At 45.1% G+C, this 17,927-nt stretch carries 17 protein-coding genes and 2 tRNA genes; 15 read left to right on the top strand and 4 right to left on the bottom strand.

What is annotated here, in order from left to right:
• Positions 1-343: 343 nt before the first annotated feature.
• The 9 genes from KJ365_RS08575 to nth all read left to right on the top strand — a co-directional run bounded on the left by KJ365_RS08575 (position 344) and on the right by nth (position 6,575).
• Positions 344-420, top strand: a tRNA-Asn gene (locus KJ365_RS08575).
• 27 nt (positions 421-447) lie between these two features.
• Positions 448-524, top strand: a tRNA-Asn gene (locus tag KJ365_RS08570).
• Positions 525-764: 240 nt separating this feature from the next.
• Positions 765-1,343, top strand: coding sequence for an electron transport complex subunit RsxA (gene rsxA, locus KJ365_RS08565; protein WP_214451189.1), 579 nt, complete (start codon positions 765-767; stop codon positions 1,341-1,343).
• Positions 1,340-1,909: an electron transport complex subunit RsxB gene (rsxB, locus tag KJ365_RS08560; RefSeq protein ID WP_214451188.1), complete on the top strand. Its 570-nt coding sequence runs from the start codon at positions 1,340-1,342 to the stop codon at positions 1,907-1,909. The genes rsxA and rsxB overlap by 4 nt, the downstream gene beginning before the upstream one ends.
• A gap of 2 nt (positions 1,910-1,911) precedes the next feature.
• A complete protein-coding gene (rsxC, locus tag KJ365_RS08555) occupies positions 1,912-3,516 on the top strand; it encodes an electron transport complex subunit RsxC (protein ID WP_214451187.1) in 1,605 nt (534 codons plus the stop codon).
• Entirely contained in the window at positions 3,509-4,597 is a 1,089-nt protein-coding gene (rsxD, locus tag KJ365_RS08550; RefSeq protein WP_214451186.1) for an electron transport complex subunit RsxD, read from the top strand. Before rsxC ends, rsxD begins: the two co-directional genes overlap by 8 nt.
• A gap of 1 nt (position 4,598) precedes the next feature.
• A complete protein-coding gene (rsxG, locus tag KJ365_RS08545) occupies positions 4,599-5,261 on the top strand; it encodes an electron transport complex subunit RsxG (RefSeq protein WP_250884078.1) in 663 nt (220 codons plus the stop codon).
• Entirely contained in the window at positions 5,248-5,946 is a 699-nt protein-coding gene (locus KJ365_RS08540) for an electron transport complex subunit E (RefSeq protein WP_214451185.1), read from the top strand. The genes rsxG and KJ365_RS08540 overlap by 14 nt, the downstream gene beginning before the upstream one ends.
• A complete protein-coding gene (gene nth / locus KJ365_RS08535; protein ID WP_214451184.1) occupies positions 5,943-6,575 on the top strand; it encodes an endonuclease III in 633 nt (210 codons plus the stop codon). The genes KJ365_RS08540 and nth overlap by 4 nt, the downstream gene beginning before the upstream one ends.
• 1 nt (position 6,576) lies before the next feature.
• Here nth and KJ365_RS08530 read toward each other — a convergent pair whose 3' ends face one another.
• Entirely contained in the window at positions 6,577-7,365 is a 789-nt protein-coding gene (locus tag KJ365_RS08530; protein WP_214451183.1) for a helix-turn-helix domain-containing protein, read from the bottom strand.
• Positions 7,366-7,826: 461 nt separating this feature from the next.
• On the opposite strand from KJ365_RS08530, the gene KJ365_RS08525 reads away from it, so the two are divergent.
• The gene (locus tag KJ365_RS08525) at positions 7,827-8,681 is read left to right on the top strand and encodes a DUF2306 domain-containing protein (protein WP_214451182.1); all 855 of its coding nucleotides are present in this window, start codon (positions 7,827-7,829) and stop codon (positions 8,679-8,681) included.
• A gap of 78 nt (positions 8,682-8,759) precedes the next feature.
• Here the strand turns inward: KJ365_RS08525 and KJ365_RS08520 are convergent, their stop codons facing one another.
• Positions 8,760-9,071, bottom strand: a complete 312-nt coding sequence (locus tag KJ365_RS08520; protein WP_214451181.1) for a TraR/DksA family transcriptional regulator — start codon at positions 9,069-9,071, stop codon at positions 8,760-8,762.
• 545 nt (positions 9,072-9,616) lie between these two features.
• On the opposite strand from KJ365_RS08520, the gene KJ365_RS08515 reads away from it, so the two are divergent.
• Complete coding sequence (locus tag KJ365_RS08515; protein WP_250884077.1) at positions 9,617-13,468, top strand: DUF6701 domain-containing protein; 3,852 nt, start codon at positions 9,617-9,619, stop codon at positions 13,466-13,468.
• Between the two features lie 214 nt (positions 13,469-13,682).
• Complete coding sequence (gene glpQ / locus KJ365_RS08510; RefSeq protein ID WP_214451179.1) at positions 13,683-14,696, top strand: glycerophosphodiester phosphodiesterase; 1,014 nt, start codon at positions 13,683-13,685, stop codon at positions 14,694-14,696.
• A gap of 10 nt (positions 14,697-14,706) precedes the next feature.
• On the opposite strand, the gene KJ365_RS08505 is transcribed toward glpQ, so the two are convergent.
• Positions 14,707-15,579, bottom strand: a complete 873-nt coding sequence (locus KJ365_RS08505; RefSeq protein ID WP_214451178.1) for a flagellar protein MotY — start codon at positions 15,577-15,579, stop codon at positions 14,707-14,709.
• A gap of 110 nt (positions 15,580-15,689) precedes the next feature.
• Between KJ365_RS08505 and rnt the strand changes: the two genes are divergently transcribed.
• Together rnt and KJ365_RS08495 are read left to right on the top strand one after the other, a co-directional pair.
• Positions 15,690-16,352, top strand: a complete 663-nt coding sequence (gene rnt / locus KJ365_RS08500; protein WP_214451177.1) for a ribonuclease T — start codon at positions 15,690-15,692, stop codon at positions 16,350-16,352.
• Between the two features lie 71 nt (positions 16,353-16,423).
• Complete coding sequence (locus KJ365_RS08495) at positions 16,424-16,618, top strand: bacterioferritin-associated ferredoxin (protein ID WP_214451176.1); 195 nt, start codon at positions 16,424-16,426, stop codon at positions 16,616-16,618.
• A gap of 63 nt (positions 16,619-16,681) precedes the next feature.
• On the opposite strand, the gene KJ365_RS08490 is transcribed toward KJ365_RS08495, so the two are convergent.
• Entirely contained in the window at positions 16,682-17,011 is a 330-nt protein-coding gene (locus tag KJ365_RS08490) for a Grx4 family monothiol glutaredoxin (protein ID WP_214451334.1), read from the bottom strand.
• Between the two features lie 232 nt (positions 17,012-17,243).
• Here KJ365_RS08490 and sodB point away from each other — a divergent pair, with 232 nt between their 5' ends.
• Positions 17,244-17,825, top strand: a complete 582-nt coding sequence (gene sodB / locus KJ365_RS08485; RefSeq protein WP_214451175.1) for a superoxide dismutase [Fe] — start codon at positions 17,244-17,246, stop codon at positions 17,823-17,825.
• The last annotated feature ends 102 nt before the right edge of the window (positions 17,826-17,927 follow it).

Below are 17,927 nucleotides of genomic sequence, written 5' to 3'. Positions count from 1 at the left end.
AATAATGACGCTTGCTTGCAGGCCCTTGTGATTTTTTTATGTAAGTTGTTACTAACCATGTAAAACCGATGGCAATATTACAGTTTTATGAATAGCTGTACATGGGTACAGTGATCAACTGGTATTTTAGTCTTTTTTTTTCTTTATAGTTATAAAAGCTAGACCTTTAGTTATAAATAGCAAAATCAAGGCTTAAGCCGTTTTGTCAAAATATCTGACTTTTACATTGACAATTTTGCATCTTTATAAACGTCTACCCGCGCTAATTAATATTAAAAAAGCGCAATTGTTTATTGACACGAAAGGTGATGCTCATTAATATGCGCATCCGTTAAAAGGCAGGTCCCCCTTAGCTCAGTTGGTTAGAGCGACGGACTGTTAATCCGCAGGTCCCCCGTTCGAGTCGGGGAGGGGGAGCCACTTTTAACAAGCAAAACAATCTAAAATTCCCCCTTAGCTCAGTTGGTTAGAGCGACGGACTGTTAATCCGCAGGTCCCCCGTTCGAGTCGGGGAGGGGGAGCCATTCTTCTTTTCTATAAAACTTCTTGTGCAATTACTTTGATTTGACCATCGTGTCGTGAACAATTTTTATACATACTAGATCCCAATCAATAACCACATAGATAACGTGTTGTTTAATGCCTCTGAAAAGGCGATAATTCAGCTAATACAATTTTCATATTATGCGCCACGTATCAAAGCTCTATCAAACTAGCTAGATATTAGTGTGTGCGACTTCATTAATCGCGAGCTTATAGCAATAATGACAGAAATATTTCTGCTGCTGTTGGGCACTGTATTGGTCAACAACTTCGTATTGGTCCAGTTTTTAGGATTGTGCCCTTTTATGGGTGTGTCTGGAAAGCTAGAGACCGCTATGGGGATGTCGATGGCAACCACCTTTGTTTTGACCGTAGCTTCAATGAGTAGCTACTTAGTTGAAACATACGTGCTAGTGCCCTTGGGTATCGAATATCTGCGAACCTTAAGTTTCATACTCGTGATTGCTGTAGTGGTGCAATTTACCGAAATGGTGGTGCGTAAGACAAGCCCTAGCTTATATCGCTTACTCGGCATATTCCTACCGCTCATTACCACTAACTGCGCAGTATTAGGTGTGGCGCTGTTAAATACCACTAAGCAGCATAATTTTGTTGAATCGATTATTTATGGTTTTGGCGCGGCGGTTGGCTTTTCTTTCGTGCTGATATTATTTTCGGCCATGCGCGAGCGCCTAGCCGCTGCCGATGTGCCCGCTCCGTTTAAAGGCGCGTCTATTGCCATGATCACAGCCGGCTTGATGTCATTAGCTTTTATGGGCTTCACAGGCTTAATCAAATGACGTTGACGCTCATCGCAATTTTAGTCGTGGTGTTAATCGCCCTAGTCTTTGGAGCCTTGCTAGGCTTTGCCTCTATCCGTTTTAAGGTAGAGAGTGACCCGTTAGTGGAACAAATTGATAACCTGCTACCGCAAACGCAATGTGGCCAATGCGGTTACCCTGGATGCCGTCCTTATGCAGAAGCCATTGCAAATGGTGATGAAATCAACAAATGCCCTCCTGGCGGCGAAGCAACGATTAAAGACCTATCCGAACTCATGGGCGTGGAAGCTAAGCCCCTAGACGCGGCCCACGGGGTGGAAGACGTTAAAAAAGTGGCGTTTATTCGAGAGGCCGAATGTATAGGCTGTACCAAATGCATCCAAGCGTGCCCAGTTGACGCCATTTTAGGGGCCGCTAAACAGATGCACACCGTCATTATTGACGAGTGCACAGGCTGTGACTTATGCGTAGACCCCTGCCCTGTAGATTGCATTGATATGGTCCCACTTCATGATAGTAGCGAAAATTGGCAGTGGAACTTCAAGCAAGTCTCCGTTGGCGATATTCCTTTAAGGCAGCTTTAAGCATGAAGATGTTTGCTGATTACGATCAAATTATGGAACGCATTTCGCTGCAAAACTTGTGGGATTTCCCTGGTGGCGTGCATCCGACACAAAAAAAGAGCCTATCGAATCAAACCGATATCCAGCGTATCGACTTACCTTCTGTTGTGCATATCCCCGTTAAACAACACATTGGTGTCAACGGCGAGCTAATTGTCAAAGAAGGCGATACGGTTAAAAAAGGACAGCCTTTAACCACCAGTGAAAACAGTTTTGCTGTCCCGGTTCATGCCTCCACCTCTGGCACGGTAGTGGCCATATCAGATCATGTTGCTGCCCATCCATCAGGGCTGTCTGAGTTAACGGTGACCATCGAATGCGATGGAAAAGACAGCGAGTATGAATATACTCCGATGTCTGATTATGCACAGCGCTCAAAGGGCGAGATTATTCAAGCAATTTGCGCTGCAGGCATAAGCGGCATGGGTGGTGCTGGTTTCCCAACTCATCTTAAAGCAAACAACGTTAAACCCATTGAGTTTCTGATCATCAATGGTATTGAATGTGAGCCATATATTACCTCTGACGACAGGTTAATGCGTGAACATGCGTGGCAAATTCGTCAGGGCATCGATATTTTATGTCATTTACTGCAGCCTAAGCAGGTACTTATTGCCATTGAAGACAACAAGCCAGAAGCCTTCGAGACAATGTCGATAGCCTGCCAGCAGGAAGATAACTATCACGTCGTGAAGGTTCCAACGAAGTACCCAGCAGGAGGTGAAAAGCAGCTTATTCAAGTGCTGACTTCAAGAGAAGTCCCCTCTGATGGCTTGCCTGTTGATATTGGTTGTTTGATGTATAACGTTGGTACCTGTTACGCCATTGCCGATGCGGTTATTGAAGGTAAGCCTTTGATTGAAAGGGTTGTGACGATAACCGGAGAAGCAGTAGATGCCCCTCAAAATGTGTGGGCACGCATTGGTACGCCCATAAAACATTTACTCGCACAGGCGCAGTATCACAGCGAAAAACAAAGCTATCCGCGCATCATCATGGGCGGTCCTATGATGGGCTTCACGCTTAGCTCGGTGCAAATCCCGGTAGTAAAAATCACTAATTGTATATTAGTGCCTGCTGCTAAGGAGCTTCCCTTAGTAGAAGATGAAAGAGCCTGCATTCGTTGCTCAGCCTGCGCTGACGCTTGCCCCGCCTCGTTGTTGCCCCAACAGATGTTTTGGCATAGCAAAGCGAAAGAGTATGAAAAGGCGCAAGAATATAACCTGTTTGACTGCATAGAATGCGGCGCATGTGCTTATGTTTGCCCCAGTGAAATTCCACTGGTGCACTACTATCGCAAAGCAAAGGCCGACATTCGCCAACAACAGCTTGAAAAAGAAAAGTCTGAAAAAGCACGCGTGCGATTTGAGGCGCGCAAAGACAGACTGCAGCGAGAAAAAGAAGCGCGAGAAGAAAAACACCGTCTTGCCGCAGAAGCAAGAAAGCAATCGTTAAACAAAGATGGCGGTGCAGCTAAAGATAAAATCGCGGCGGCACTAGCAAGAGCGAAAGCAAAAAAAGCAAAACAACAAGCACAATTAAAGGACAAGCCAAGCAGCGATGAGTAAACTCAGCGTAGGTAGTTCACCTCACCATCATAATCAACGCGACACAGGCGCGGTGATGCGTTTGGTCATGTATGCCTGCATCCCAGGTATTTTGATGCAAACCTGGTTCTTTGGCGTAGGAGTGTTGATACAAATTGCGCTGTGCATGGTTACAGCAGTAGTCACAGAAGCGCTGATAGTAGAGCTACGCAAAAAGAATACTGAACGCGTTATCAAAGACTCTAGCGCAGCCTTGGCTGGTCTGTTGCTAGGTATTAGTATTCCCCCCCTTGCCCCTTGGTGGATAGCAGTAATTGGCAGCTTTTTTGCCATCGCCTTGGTCAAACAAGTTTATGGTGGCTTGGGCTTTAATATGTTCAACCCGGCTATGGCGGCCTACATAATGTTACTGATCTCCTTTCCAGTGCAAATGACTGCATGGTTGCCGCCAGTAAGCTTAACCGAACAAAGCTTTACCTTCATCGATGCGCTCAATACTGTTTTTACTGGCTTTACGACCGATGGTTACAGCATAGAACAGCTTCGAGTAGGCTATGATGGGTTAAGCATGGCTACCCCCCTCGACCACCTCAAAACGCAACTGATTGAAGGTTATACGGTAGGTGAAGCACTCAGCTCGCCCATCATGTCAGGAAACTGGGGCTTAGGATGGACACCTGTAGCGTTAGCCTACCTAGCCGGCGGTTTGCTGTTATTAAAACTACGCGTGATTAATTGGCATATACCGGTAAGCATGATTGGTGCGGCAATGGCGACGTCTTTTGTTTTATTTGCCGCCGACAGCTCCGTATACGGCTCTCCTGCTTTCCATTTAATTAACGGGTCGTTAATTGTGGGGGCATTTTTTATCGCTACCGACCCGGTCTCAGCCGCAACCACTAATCGAGGGCGCTTAATATTCGGCGCTGCCATTGGTTTTTGGATAATTGTTATTCGCACTTGGGGTAATTACCCAGACGCAGTGGCCTTTGCTGTGGTACTGATGAATATGGCAGTTCCGCTTATTGATTACTATACCCGTCCTCGCACCTATGGGCACAAAGCAAAAACGTCCTCCATTCATAACAATGAGGAGCCATAATATGATGCAGTATGCGGGTAAAAACGGCCTTATTTTGGCGGGTTTTGCGCTAGTCACAACGGTGCTGATTGCCATCACCTTTTATGCAACTAAAGACAAAATTGAAGCCGCTAAAGAAAAGCAGCTTCTGTCAGTCCTCAATGAGCTTGTGCCTGAACAGCAGCATGACAACGAGCTACATACCGACTGCATTGTTGTGCCCGCAGACCCGCTACTTGGCAACAAAACGCAGCGTATTTTTAGAGTCAGGCAGGCAGGTGAAAATACCGGTGTCATCATCGAAACCACCGCGCCAGATGGCTACAGCGGCAACATCGATTTAGTGGTCGCCGTGGATAGACAACAAACCGTGTTAGGCGCTAGGGTTATTGCTCACAAAGAAACCCCTGGACTAGGTGACAAAATCGATTTGCGCGTGAGTGACTGGATATTATCGTTTGCAGGGGTGAAATACTCCCCAGAAACCGAAGAGCGCTGGCAGGTTAAAAAAGACGGCGGGCAGTTTGATCAGTTCACCGGCGCCACCATTACGCCGCGAGCGGTTGTAGCTGCGGTAAAAAATGCGGTCATTTACGCCCAGCAACAAAACCAAACACTGTTTGAACAAGCCAGTAACTGCGGCGCACCTAGCGACTTTGTAGAGGACAATGATGAATCACTATAAAGAACTTACCGTACAAGGCTTTTGGAAAAACAATCCTGCAGTTGTTCAGCTTCTAGGGTTATGTCCACTGCTTGCGGTCACCGGCACCGTTGTTAACGGTCTTGGCCTTGGCTTGGCAACGACGCTGGTGTTATTGGGGTCCAATATTACGGTGTCGTTAGTACGTAATTTTGTGCCAAATGAAATCCGTATTCCGATTTTTGTCATGGTGATTGCGACTTTTGTGACCATGGTAGAGCTGATTATGCACGCCTTTACCTTTGAGCTGTATTTAGCGTTAGGTATTTTTATCCCGTTAATTGTAACGAACTGCGCAATCATCGGTCGAGCAGAAGCATACGCCTCAAAAAACCCTGTGCACTTTGCTGCATTTGATGGCTTAGCGATGGGACTAGGCTTTACCATGATTTTAGTGGTGCTAGGCGGTATGCGCGAATTACTCGGTTTTGGTACCTTGTTTGACGGCGCAGAATTGTTATTAGGCGAATGGGCGACGTCACTTCGCATTGAGGTGTATACGACCGATGCGAACTTCTTGTTAGCGATACTGCCGCCTGGCGCATTTTTAGGCATGGGGCTGCTCATCGCCGCTAAAAATATTATTGACGATGTGATTGAAAAGCGCGCGCAGCAAAGCCAGCAAAAAGTCGTGCAGCGCGCTCGCGTGACAGGAACCGACCTATGAATAAACAAAAGCGTTACGAAATCCTGTCCCGCCTTCGTGAAAATAATCCCCACCCTACTACAGAATTAAACTATTCCAGTCCATTTGAGCTGCTAATTGCAGTCATACTATCGGCGCAAGCAACCGACGTAGGCGTAAACAAAGCAACCGATAAACTCTACCCTGTCGCCAATACCCCTGAGGCCATCTATGCATTAGGTCTAGATGGCATAAAAGACTATATCAAGACCATTGGCCTATTTAACTCTAAAGCCAAAAACGTCCTTGAAACATGTCGTATTCTCATCGAAAAACACAATAGTGAAGTGCCAGAAAACAGAGAAGCGCTAGAAGCGTTGCCAGGCGTTGGTCGCAAAACCGCTAACGTGGTATTAAACACTGCATTTGGCTGGCCCACCATTGCGGTAGACACGCACATATTCAGAGTTTCTAACCGCACTAAGTTAGCAATGGGCAAAAACGTCGACAAAGTTGAAGAAAAGCTTCTTAAGGTTGTACCAGCAGAGTTTAAAGTAGATGTGCACCACTGGTTAATACTCCACGGTCGCTACACCTGTATTGCGCGCAAACCACGCTGTGGTTCTTGTATTATCGAAGATTTATGTGAGTTTAAGGAAAAAACTGATTAGGTCAGTTCACAACAGCAGCTTTACGATACTCGTTTGGTGTACAACTTTCCTGCATTTTAAAGACACGATTAAAGGTTGCTAGTGATGAAAAGCCAGACTCCATACTTACCACTAAGATCGTCCAGTTTTTGCTGTTTTCTTCAACGAGTAAACGTTTTGCATGGGATAGGCGAAAGTGGTTAACAAAGCGATTAAAGTTATCGAAATCGGTCCTCTCTTTTAAAATCCTGCTAATTCTATACTCGGGCACACTGAGGGCATTAGCAATGTCCATCATTTTAAGCTCAGCTTGCAGGTATCGTTTATCGTCTTTCATAAGTGATTGCATTGAAGCTAACAACTCATCATCTGTATCACCTTCTCTCGATTGCGTATTTAATTCTAGTGCCGCTCTGTTTTGGTTTTGAAGCCACAACACAAATAGTATAGAAATCAACATGCCTGATGCAGCAATACTTCTTACTATGACAAATACCCATTGACTATTTTCGGGTGTCAGAGGAATACTTGGCACGATAACTCTGGTACTTATTACGGCGATGACCATAGTGCTAGCGATCACCCACTTTTGCGTTTGAACACTTTTGCTGCTCGATGAATAACTACGAATAATTTCCCAAAAGGCCAATACTAATACACCTGATGAGAGCAGACGCAGCATTTCGGTTAGCGAGCGCTTTAACCAAATAACGGTTTCATAGTCAATCCATTCCAGCGTGACGAAAATATCGATACTTCGGCTTAACAAAACAAGCAATGCGATGGTTCCGGCAAAAGCGTAATGAACCAACGAGAGCGGTTTTCCTTTTCGAAATAAACAGCGAGTCAAAAGCCAAAACACATTGCATGTGGCAAATGTGCCCAAAGCAATCAATTGTTGTTCTAAGGAAAAGTTGCCGGGCAGCAAATTGCTGGCTGCGAGCAAAAGCAAAGAAAAAGCTAAAATAGCGAAAAGAATGTGTTCAGCTCGCCGAGGTTTAAAGCAAGCAGCGGCTCCAATGCTTGCAATAGAAATAAACAATAACAAAATGTGGACGGAAGTGACCAATATACTTAACCAATCAAAAGCGCTAGATTCAATTGGGATAATATCGTTTTTTCATATGACTGCCTATCCCCCACTGGCTTTTGCTCCCCCCTTCTCTCACTAATTTTCTTTATTTCTTATCCTCAAATTCTGAATTTGACGAGTTTTAAAATCTTTAACACAGGAAAATAGCGACTCTCATCAAATCAATTGAAGTTAAGACAATGAAAGACGCCACAATACAAAACAACAAAAATCCAACATTGTTGGATACATTTACGCCTTTTATACAGAGCTGGTTTTCGGGCGCAATTAAGTGGTTGATCGCAGCCGTCCTAGCAGGACAATGGATGTTTGGGATTTATATTTTATTCCGATTCACCATGCCCTGGTTGCTAGGAGATCTTGATGAGTCGCAATTTACCTCGATGATCAGAGGATATGAAAATGGTGAAGTGTTCAATAATGGTGTCCTGTTATTGCATATTATTCCTGTAATGCTGATTAGCCTAAGTGCGACTTTTCAATTAGTGCCCTTCATTCGAAATCGATTTCCTAAGTTTCATCGATGGAACGGAAGATTATTTCTAGCGGTTGGTTTTTTTGGCGCTATCAGCGGCCTATATATGACATGGGGAATGGGTAGTCGCTTGAGTGAACTGGGGGCAATTGGCGTTACCATAAACGGTATCCTAATCCCTATTTTCGTTTATTACGCTTTGCGTACTGCTGTAAAACGAAACTTCTCGTTGCATCGCCGTTTTGCAGTTCATACATTTATTTTGATCAATGGCGTTTGGAGTCTTCGTTTGTACTTGATGGCTTGGTTCATGGTTAATCCAGGTGGACTTGGCAATACTAGATTGATCGATGGGCCTGCTGATATTGCCATTTCATTTGCCTCGTATTTACTACCCATGGCGGTTGCTGAGTTAGCATTTTGGGCAGAAAGACGCAGGTCATCACTAGCGACTTTCGTGGGAGCAATTGGAGTGACATTACTCGCTTTACTCACTACGTATGGAGTATACGCAGCAAGTACAATGATGTGGATACCCAGAATTAGTGCGGCATTTTAATATACTGTTTGAGAAAAATGAGATTCATATGAAAAATTCATACTTCACTCACGCTTAGACACCAAGCACTGGTTACATTTATGATGCACACTCAGAACAAAACGCGGCAAACGGCACAGCGTCTAAGCGCTCTTCACGAATGACTTCGTGACATTTTTCGCACTTACCGTATAGACCGCGCTCCAATTTTAGTAACGCCTTGTCTACTAGCACCAACTCTTCTTGGGCCTCATCTTTCAAATTTAACAGTACATCATCATTTCGTCGGTCGACCGCCTGATCAGAAAATTTCGGGCTGGTTTTGCGACTATGTAAATCTGCGTCAATTTTCGCTATACGGTTACTTAATTCATTTTGTAAAACAATTAGTTTTTCTTTGCTGTCACTCATCGCTTAGGTCCCGTTGTAAATGTTTTAACATATTATCAACAATTACCGTGCTTTATGCATTGACATGGGTCAATTGCAGCCGTCAAAATCCTGTGACGGCCACAACAGCGCAGTAAATCGCTTCAATTCTTCTACTCCTAAAATTGACTCCTGAAGGACAACTTCTAACTGAATGGGTTGGTGCACAAGTGCAAATGGCATGACAAGGTGGGCCAAAAATACAAAATGGCAGCTTAGCAACCGCGCTTGATGACTATACTTTTAATGGCGTAAATATACACGGCGTATTCCCCTCAGGTACAGCTTATTCAAAAAAACTCAGGGCGCCGCTTAATTACCTAAGGGAATATTTCTCAAGTCAAAACTAGATGAGCTTAAGCTAATACTGGCGCAAATTTTGCTTAAATTATGCATTAACTTTGCTTTAATTACGCCATATTGACTAATAAGAGAACAATGTTACCTCCATGCTAATTCGCATAATAGTTTTATGCCTGCTGTTTTTATCACATTTTAATACTTGGGCAACCGAGCTCAAGGGCAACTTGAATGTTGATAATACCTTTGAAGCCTACCTATCTACTGATGATAGTGTGCAGGGCGTACTGCTTGCGTCAGGTAATAACTGGCCAACCACCGAAACGTTTAACACTACTCTGCAACCCGGCGTAGATTATTATCTACATATTCGCGCAACGGATGTCGGTGGCGTAGCTGGATTTCTTGGTGAGTTTGACCTAACAGGAAGTGAGCATACATTTGCAAACGGTCTCAACACGCTGAGCACCAACCCGACTGACTGGCAGGTTAGCACGAGCGGTTGGAACAACTATGTGGGCGCCTCATCGTATGGCCAAAACGGTGTGTCTCCATGGGGCAATCGCCCGCTAGTGAATGGCAGTGCGCAATGGATTTGGTCTTCTGACAACAATAGCGACAACTTAAATTTCTTCACCACCAAAATTACGGCAACTCAGCTTTGTCAGTCTGGCGGCACATTTAATGCTGTTGCGTTGCAAATCGGTCCAGGAGGAAGCGATACGCAAGTCAATACAACCACCGAAGCGCAATCCATTTATCAAGCTTGGTTAGCTGCAGGCTCCCCAGAAACAGGCCTGATAGATAACAACACCTATAACATTGTGCAAAGCGGTCTGAGTACGGCTGACCGCATTGACTTTGGCGGCAATGAAAGGACGTTTTCAGGCACCCTTCCCTACCCCGGCTTTGGTGTAGTAGGTAATCAAAGTCAGTCACAGTTTTTAGTGCATGCAACGGCTACCATTGAGCTGAGCGCGGGCGACTACACTATGTATGTAGAAAGTGACGACGGCTTTAGCTTGGAGCTCAACACGATTGAAGGCGACAACGTCACTTTTAATAAATTTGGCGGTTCTAGCGCGGGGCAAAGTAACGAACTTCGCTTTGAGTTACCTACCGCTAATGCAAACACGGGTGGGTCATTTACCCTCACCCAAGACACCACCTTTGAAATAGAGACTATCTTCTTTGAACGCTCCGGTGGCGATTTTTTAGAGGTAAGCATCTCCAGCGGCATTCGCACTAGTCGCCCTCCCACAGATTATGAAATATTAAGCGATGGCGCGCTTAGCGGCAGTGTTAAGGTATTAGAATGCCCGCTACCGCCGCTTATCGCAGAGTTTCGTTTTGAAGAGAGCTTATGGGATGGCTCACCTAATGAAGTTATCGACAGCTCAGGCAATAATTATCATGGCAGTGTAGTGCGCAACAGCCTACAAGAAACGCAAACTCCGGCGCTTATGGGCAATCCTGGTACCTGTGCGTATGTCAGTCAATCAGCTGGTTCGATTCAGGTGCCGGGCTTACCGCTAGACACCACTACCACCGGAGTAAAGACGACCGTAACGTTTTGGATGAACTGGGATGGCACCGATAACGTCATGCCCATTGGTTGGAACATCCACGATATATGGATGTTTGACGGACAAATTGGGTTTAATAGCGGCAGCGGTGATCTGTATGGAATTCCAAGCACCGGACTGGCCAACACTTGGCATCATATTGCCGTAGAATTCACAAACGGTGATGTTGCGAGCAATAAAATGTTTATCAACGGGGTTGAACAATCTTTAAGTCAACTGCGCGCCACTCCCAACAATGCGCGGGCCTTTGTTGACTCGCAAATGCGAATCGGTGGTTGGTCAATTAACTCCGGCTACGACTTTTATGGCTTGATTGACGAAGTAAGAATATACGAAGGAGAACTAAACGCTTCTCAGGTACGCTCGATTATGAGGGAGCGACGCCCTTGCATCGAAGTGCCCGTTGTCCACCACTACGAAATACGCCATGACGGACAAGGCCTCACCTGTGAAAGTGAATCCATCACAGTACTAGCCTGCAGTAACGACGATTGCTCAAACGTTAGCGAGCAACAGGTTACCCTTGATATCTTAATTAACGGTGCCGTCAATAACACCGCAACCTTTACCGGCAGCACGAACGTCGATATCACCTATACGGTGCCAGAAACTGTTAGCATATCGGTGGCTAACGAAACCGTATTGGCCTCCGAGCCATTTGTTTGTGACAATGGTACAAGTAACTCCTGCAGCATGGTATTTACAGATGCTGGCTTTAGGTTTTTATATTCAAGCGCTAATCTCAGTAATATTCCCACACAAATTGCAGGGGATGTGTTTTCTGATTCCATCCAACTCCAAGCCGTTGAGAATAATAACGGCGTATGTGTAGGCCTATTTAACGGCAATCAAAGCGTTCGTTTAAGTCAAGAAAACGTGAATCCTGGCGGCACAGGCGGACTGAACTTTTCAGTAAACGGCAGTAACATTGCAAAGTACCCCGCTGGCACGGCAACCACACTAAACTTTTCAGCCAATAGCATCGCTACCATTGCTCTTCCTCGTTATGAGGATGCGGGGCAAATTCGCTTGCGCGCAGAATACGACGATGGCTCGATATCTGTTACAGGCGCCAGCCAACCATTTTGGGTACGCCCCGCACAATTGCACCTAGAAGCAAGCGCCACCGGAAACGCTTTGAATGGCGCAGATGCCACTTCGTTGCGGGTATATGCGGCGGGTGAAGCCTTTGATCTTAGCGTAACTGCGCTTAATTCAGCGGGAGTCACAACACCTAACTACACACCGGGCCAACTCCAATTTGCAGTCCAAAGAACCGCTCCCACTAGCGCTGGTAGCGTGGATGGACAATTGCACTATGCGCCTTCTGCGAGTATGAGCGCTTCACTTAGCGGGCTATTTCAGGATGTTTCGCTAAGCCCATTTTCATCAGGCGTTTCTGCTTATGGTGGCGCATTTTATTCAGAAGTAGGCCTTATTAGTTTAGATGCGCAAGACCGCAGTTATGGTAACGGGAGTATCATTGTGCCAGCGTCTGCCATTAATATCGGACGCTTTACGCCACATCACTTCACGCAGACGGTGGCAGACCAAGGCGTATTGACGGCTCAATGCACCGCTCAGTCGCAATTCACTGTATACACAGGTCAAACTTTAGAATCTAATACCAGCATAGGCGCGATATCCTATTTAACCGCGCCAACGCTTGCCATCACCGCTTTTAACAAGCAAGGACAAATCACGCAAAACTACCATGAAGACGTGCCAAATAGCGCCAACGATTTCATGCGTCTAAGTAATACCAACATCAGCATCACCCCACCCACCCAAGATAGCGCCACCTCTGGTATTGATGGAACTCGCTTGCCGGTATCGGCCATCATAAACACCGGCACGGTGAGCCAGAACGATTTGACTGCGTTACCCAATATCGTGGCGCTGCCTCGTGGCGTTGTGCACTATCAACTTTCAAATAGTGACCACTTTTTGTATCAACGCAGCGCCAATGCCAAAGTCGCCCCATTTACCTCTAGCTTAAATTTTGCCGTTGCCTCAATCACCGACGCTGATAATGTAAGTGCCATTAGCACGGTAAATGCAATGCCAACAGGCGTAAGCGTTCGCTTTGGCCGCTTGGTTTTAGAAAATAGTTTTGGACCTGAGACGTCCAATATACCCCAACTGATGCGCCTTGAGCACTTCAACGGTAATCGTTTTATCACCTCCCTTGATAATAGCTGCACCTCCTATGATGCCAGTGACATATCTTTAAGTAATATTTCCTTAGATCCAAGCTTCACATCGGTGCTAGGCAGTAGCGGAAATTTTGTATCAGGACAGTCTGGAGATATCTTCTATCAGGCACCAGGCTCAGGTAATCAAGGTGAGATGCAAGCCACCTATGATAGTTATGATTGGTTAAAATACGATTGGAATAATGATGGTGTGTTTGATGATAACCCCAGCGCCATTGTTACCTTTGGTGCATATCGTGGTGATGACCGCTTTTTACACTGGCGTGAGCAATTCTGACTCGTTGACATTAGCAAGCTGGAAAACTCCCCTCGCAGCCAAAGTTAAATGACGAGTGATATGACAGCGACAAGATTGAAAGCGCGGTGCACAAAAAATTACTCGATGGGATATTCGATATTAGTTAGCCCCTGTCATAAATGCGACATGTGGAACCCTTATTATCTGCGTCACAGATAGAAGATTAGTTCCAGTTCTATTCAGGGATTCATATATGCGCAGCAACGCTGTTTTTTCGATATTGCTCACCCTTATCATTTTATGGCTGAGCATATTTACATCTGCCTCAGCCGCTACTAACACAAACGACGCAATCACTATCATCGCGCACCGTGGCGCATCAGGCTTTTTGCCCGAGCATACAAAAGAGGGTGTCGTATTAAGTTTCATGCAGGGCGCGCATTTTATTGAGCAAGACCTTGTTGCCACCAAAGATAAGCAGTTAGTGGTCTTGCATGACATCTACCTTGAAAACGTGACCGATGTTGAAACCGTTTTTCCTGAGCGATCTAGAGAAGACGGACGCTACTATGCTATCGACTTCACACTTGAAGAATTGCGGTCGCTGAGGGTTCATGAGCGCGAAAACGCTGAAAAACAGCTGGTTTTCCCAGAGCGCTATCAGGGTAATGCACGCTTTAGCATTGCCACGCTTTCAGAACACATAGAGCTAATACAGCAACTCAATCAGGCTTTTGGGAAGCAGGTAGGATGGTATCCTGAATTAAAATCGCCGCAGTGGCATGCAGACCAAGGAATAGATATTACCGCATTGTTGGTTGAGCAATTAGAGCACCATGGTCTTAATCATGAAGGCGCGAATCTTTATGTTCAAAGCTTTGATCCAGCGGCACTCAAACGCCTTCGCTTTGAATTTAAATCAAAGGTAAAACTGATACAGCTGATTGCGCAAAATGAATGGAGCACTGCCAACGTTGATTATGACAAAATGCGTACACCCGAAGGTTTAAGCTTAGTATCAAGCTATGCAAATGGCATTGGCCCCTGGCTACCCCATGTAGTTGACTTATCCACTAGTGAGGTCACCCAGCTGGTAAGGGACGCAAAAGCTGCGGGCTTAAAAGTGCACGGTTACACGTTTAGAAGTGACGTTATTGAACAAACAACGGCCCCACACGAGGCTTTTGAAATCATTAAACAAAGCGGTATGCATGGCCTATTTACCGACCAGGTACTGCCGTTTATGTTTGACCAGGCATCGCATTAATGAATTTAAGCTATGCTTGATTCTTCGCTAAACGCACCACTACTCTGCGGTTCTTCGCGCGATCTAAGCGGGTATCGTTTGGCGATGTGTGACGCTTTTCACCATGGCCTGTTACTTCAATACGACTGGTATCGACACCAAGAGAGGTAAAGAAGTCTCGTATTTCATTTGCACGTCGAACAGATAACTGCTCATTCATATAAGAACCGCCGTAGCTATCGGTATAACCATCAAGCAGCACCAATTCTAACTCTAAGTCTTCTTTTAAGTATTCACCAATCATCTCAAGGCGACGTTTAGCATAGTTGGTCAGCTCGGTACTATTTTTCTTATATGCCAGGACAGTATAGGCAATATCTTCAAAGCTATATGGGAGAAGATTTGAAATGCAGCGACTAAAAGCGTAGTACTCTTCTTGAAACGCACTGGCATTAAGAGAAACAGCCACGCTATCGTTGCTGTTATTCCAGTCTTGATAATAAATCGTTGGCCAAAAGCCTTTCTCAAGCTCTGTTAGCATTTGCCACGCTGATGCAGATGGCAGGTCGCCATCGTACTGTTTACGCAAATCCATACGTGCAATTTCGCGTTTTGCCACACCAGGCATCCAACGCGGAGGCACAGAATATACGGTCGCCAAATCATAACGATTAGGCAAACGTAACATGTCCAAATTAAATTCCATGTTCAACTGTTTGGACGCTTCAGTGATAAATGAGGCGGTTCCGTAGCCGGGAATACCATGACTAAGTTCGCATTTTAGGCGAGTTTGTTGAGTAAGCGACCACTGAGAAGCGTTTACGTCTACTTGGTAATGACGCATATTTGCAAAGCCTAGTGTAGTGATGCTTAACAGACTCAAACCAACAAGGAATTTAATCATGGAAATCTCCAATTATTGTTACTGGTTTTATCGACTTTTTCAGCAAAAGGTTTAGCCCTGCAGGTCGTTCTTGGGCATACTATGACAAAGAAATTGTTATCAAGGTTATTATGAGCCACATTGGCACCAGTCTAGCGGAGCGATTCCGCGGTTATTTTCCCGTTGTTATTGATGTTGAGACCGCTGGGTTTAATGCGCAAACAGACGCAATATTGGAAATTGCAGCGGTGACTTTGCGTATCAATGCTGACGGTTTGATGGAGCCGCAGACTATTTTTCATGAGCACGTAGCCCCGTTTGAAGGTGCTAATATCGAAAAAGCGGCCATTGAGTTTAACGGTATTGACCCTTTTTGTGCGCTAAGAGGCGCCATTGATGAGGCGTCGGTGTTTAAAGAGTTATGCAAGCATGTAAGAAAGGCGCAAAAGGAAGCCGATTGTCAGCGCAGCGTTATTGTTGCGCACAACGCCACATTTGACCAGAGCTTTGTTAATGCAGCATTGGCTCGACATAACATCAAGCGCACGCCATTTCATCCCTTTGTGTCTTTTGATACCACTACCCTAGCGGCATTATGCCTTGGGCAGACTGTATTAGTAAAAGCATGCGAAGCGGCGCAAATTGAGTTTAAGCAATCTGAAGCACATAGCGCATTATACGACACACAAAAGACCGCAGAACTATTTTGTTGGATGGTTAACCGATACCAAGCGCTCGGTGGCTGGCCTCTCCCTGCACCAAGTAACGATGAAATTGATACTGATCAAAAATAATACAAATTAATGTTGCGTTTAATCTAAATAGCAATTATTATCATTTGCAATGAGATTGAATGAGGTCAACTATGTTTGTTTGTTTATGCCACGGTATTACCGATAAGCAAATTACGCAAGCCGTTACAGAGCACGGCATTGGTAACATGCGCGAGCTTAAAAGACGTTTGGGCGTTGGCTCTCAATGTGGCAGCTGTATTGACATGGCTGCATCGATTATCGACCAAACCATTGTTGACGAGTCTTTATTCAAAGACGTCGGGTGAACATATTAAACATATAAAAAAGGCGGACTGCATTACACAGTCCGCCTTTTTTGTTGCTCAACATTAAGCTTCGCCAGTATTACCCGCCGCTTCCTTAATCAAGGTTTGCAACTCACCTTGCTGGAACATCTCCATAATAATGTCACAGCCACCAATTAGCTCGCCCTTCACCCACAGTTGAGGAAAAGTTGGCCAGTCGGCATATTTTGGCAACTCAGCACGGATGTCTGGGTTTTGTAGGATATCCACATAAGCAAACTGCTCACCACATGACATCAACGCTTGCGTTGCTTGTGCGGAAAATCCGCAGTTAGGTAATTTGGGGCTACCCTTCATGTACAGTAAAATCGGGTTTTCACTGATTTGTTCTTTGATTTTATCGATTGTTTCCATGCTTCTTACACCTAGTAGTTCAATGCGTATAGAGTATGGGCTAGCCACTTTAATATCAAGCATTGCCAATGCATTTATTTACATCAAAAATAAGTGTGATCTTCTTTGGTCGGAAATACGAATTAAGAGACATAATATTAAAAGATTTTCTGATAAAGAGGTTTAAATCCTCAGCTTCGCCCTTACCTTATTCACAACTTAATACCCTCATTGATAAAAATGGAGAGCACAAATGGCTTTTGAATTACCCGCACTACCTTATGAAAAAAATGCCCTAGAACCACATATTTCGGCTGAAACCCTTGAGTTTCATTATGGCAAGCACCACGCAACTTACGTGACTAAGCTTAATGGTTTAATTGAAGGCACTGATTTTGCTGAAAAGTCACTTGAAGAAATTGTGAAAAACAGTGACGGTGGCGTTTTCAACAATGCCGCTCAAATCTGGAATCACACTTTTTATTGGCACAGCCTAAGCCCAAATGGTGGCGGTGAGCCAACTGGCGCTTTAGCAGACGCAATCAATGCAAAGTGGGGCTCTTTTGCAGAGTTCAAATCAGCATTTAACGACAAAGCAGTGAACAACTTTGGCTCGAGCTGGACATGGTTAGTAAAGACCGCTGACGGTTCGCTTGATATTGTTAATACAAGTAATGCTGGTACACCAATTACTGACGACCTCACGCCGCTACTAACAGTAGACTTGTGGGAACATGCATATTACATCGATTATCGTAACGTGCGTCCTAACTACCTAGAAGGTTTTTGGGCACTCGCTAACTGGGAATTTGCATCAAGCAACTTCGCAGCATAAGCAAGCAGTTTAAAAAAAACCCGGCATTGCCGGGTTTTTTAATGTCTGCATTTTCACTTAATAACGGGCCTCGTTAGAGCAAAGTGCCCTAACGATTATGGC

The sequence above is a fragment of the Glaciecola sp. XM2 genome (assembly GCF_018595715.1).
In the GTDB taxonomy this organism is placed as follows: Bacteria; Pseudomonadota; Gammaproteobacteria; order Enterobacterales; family Alteromonadaceae; genus Glaciecola.
This window is presented reverse-complemented; position numbering and strand designations above follow the sequence as displayed.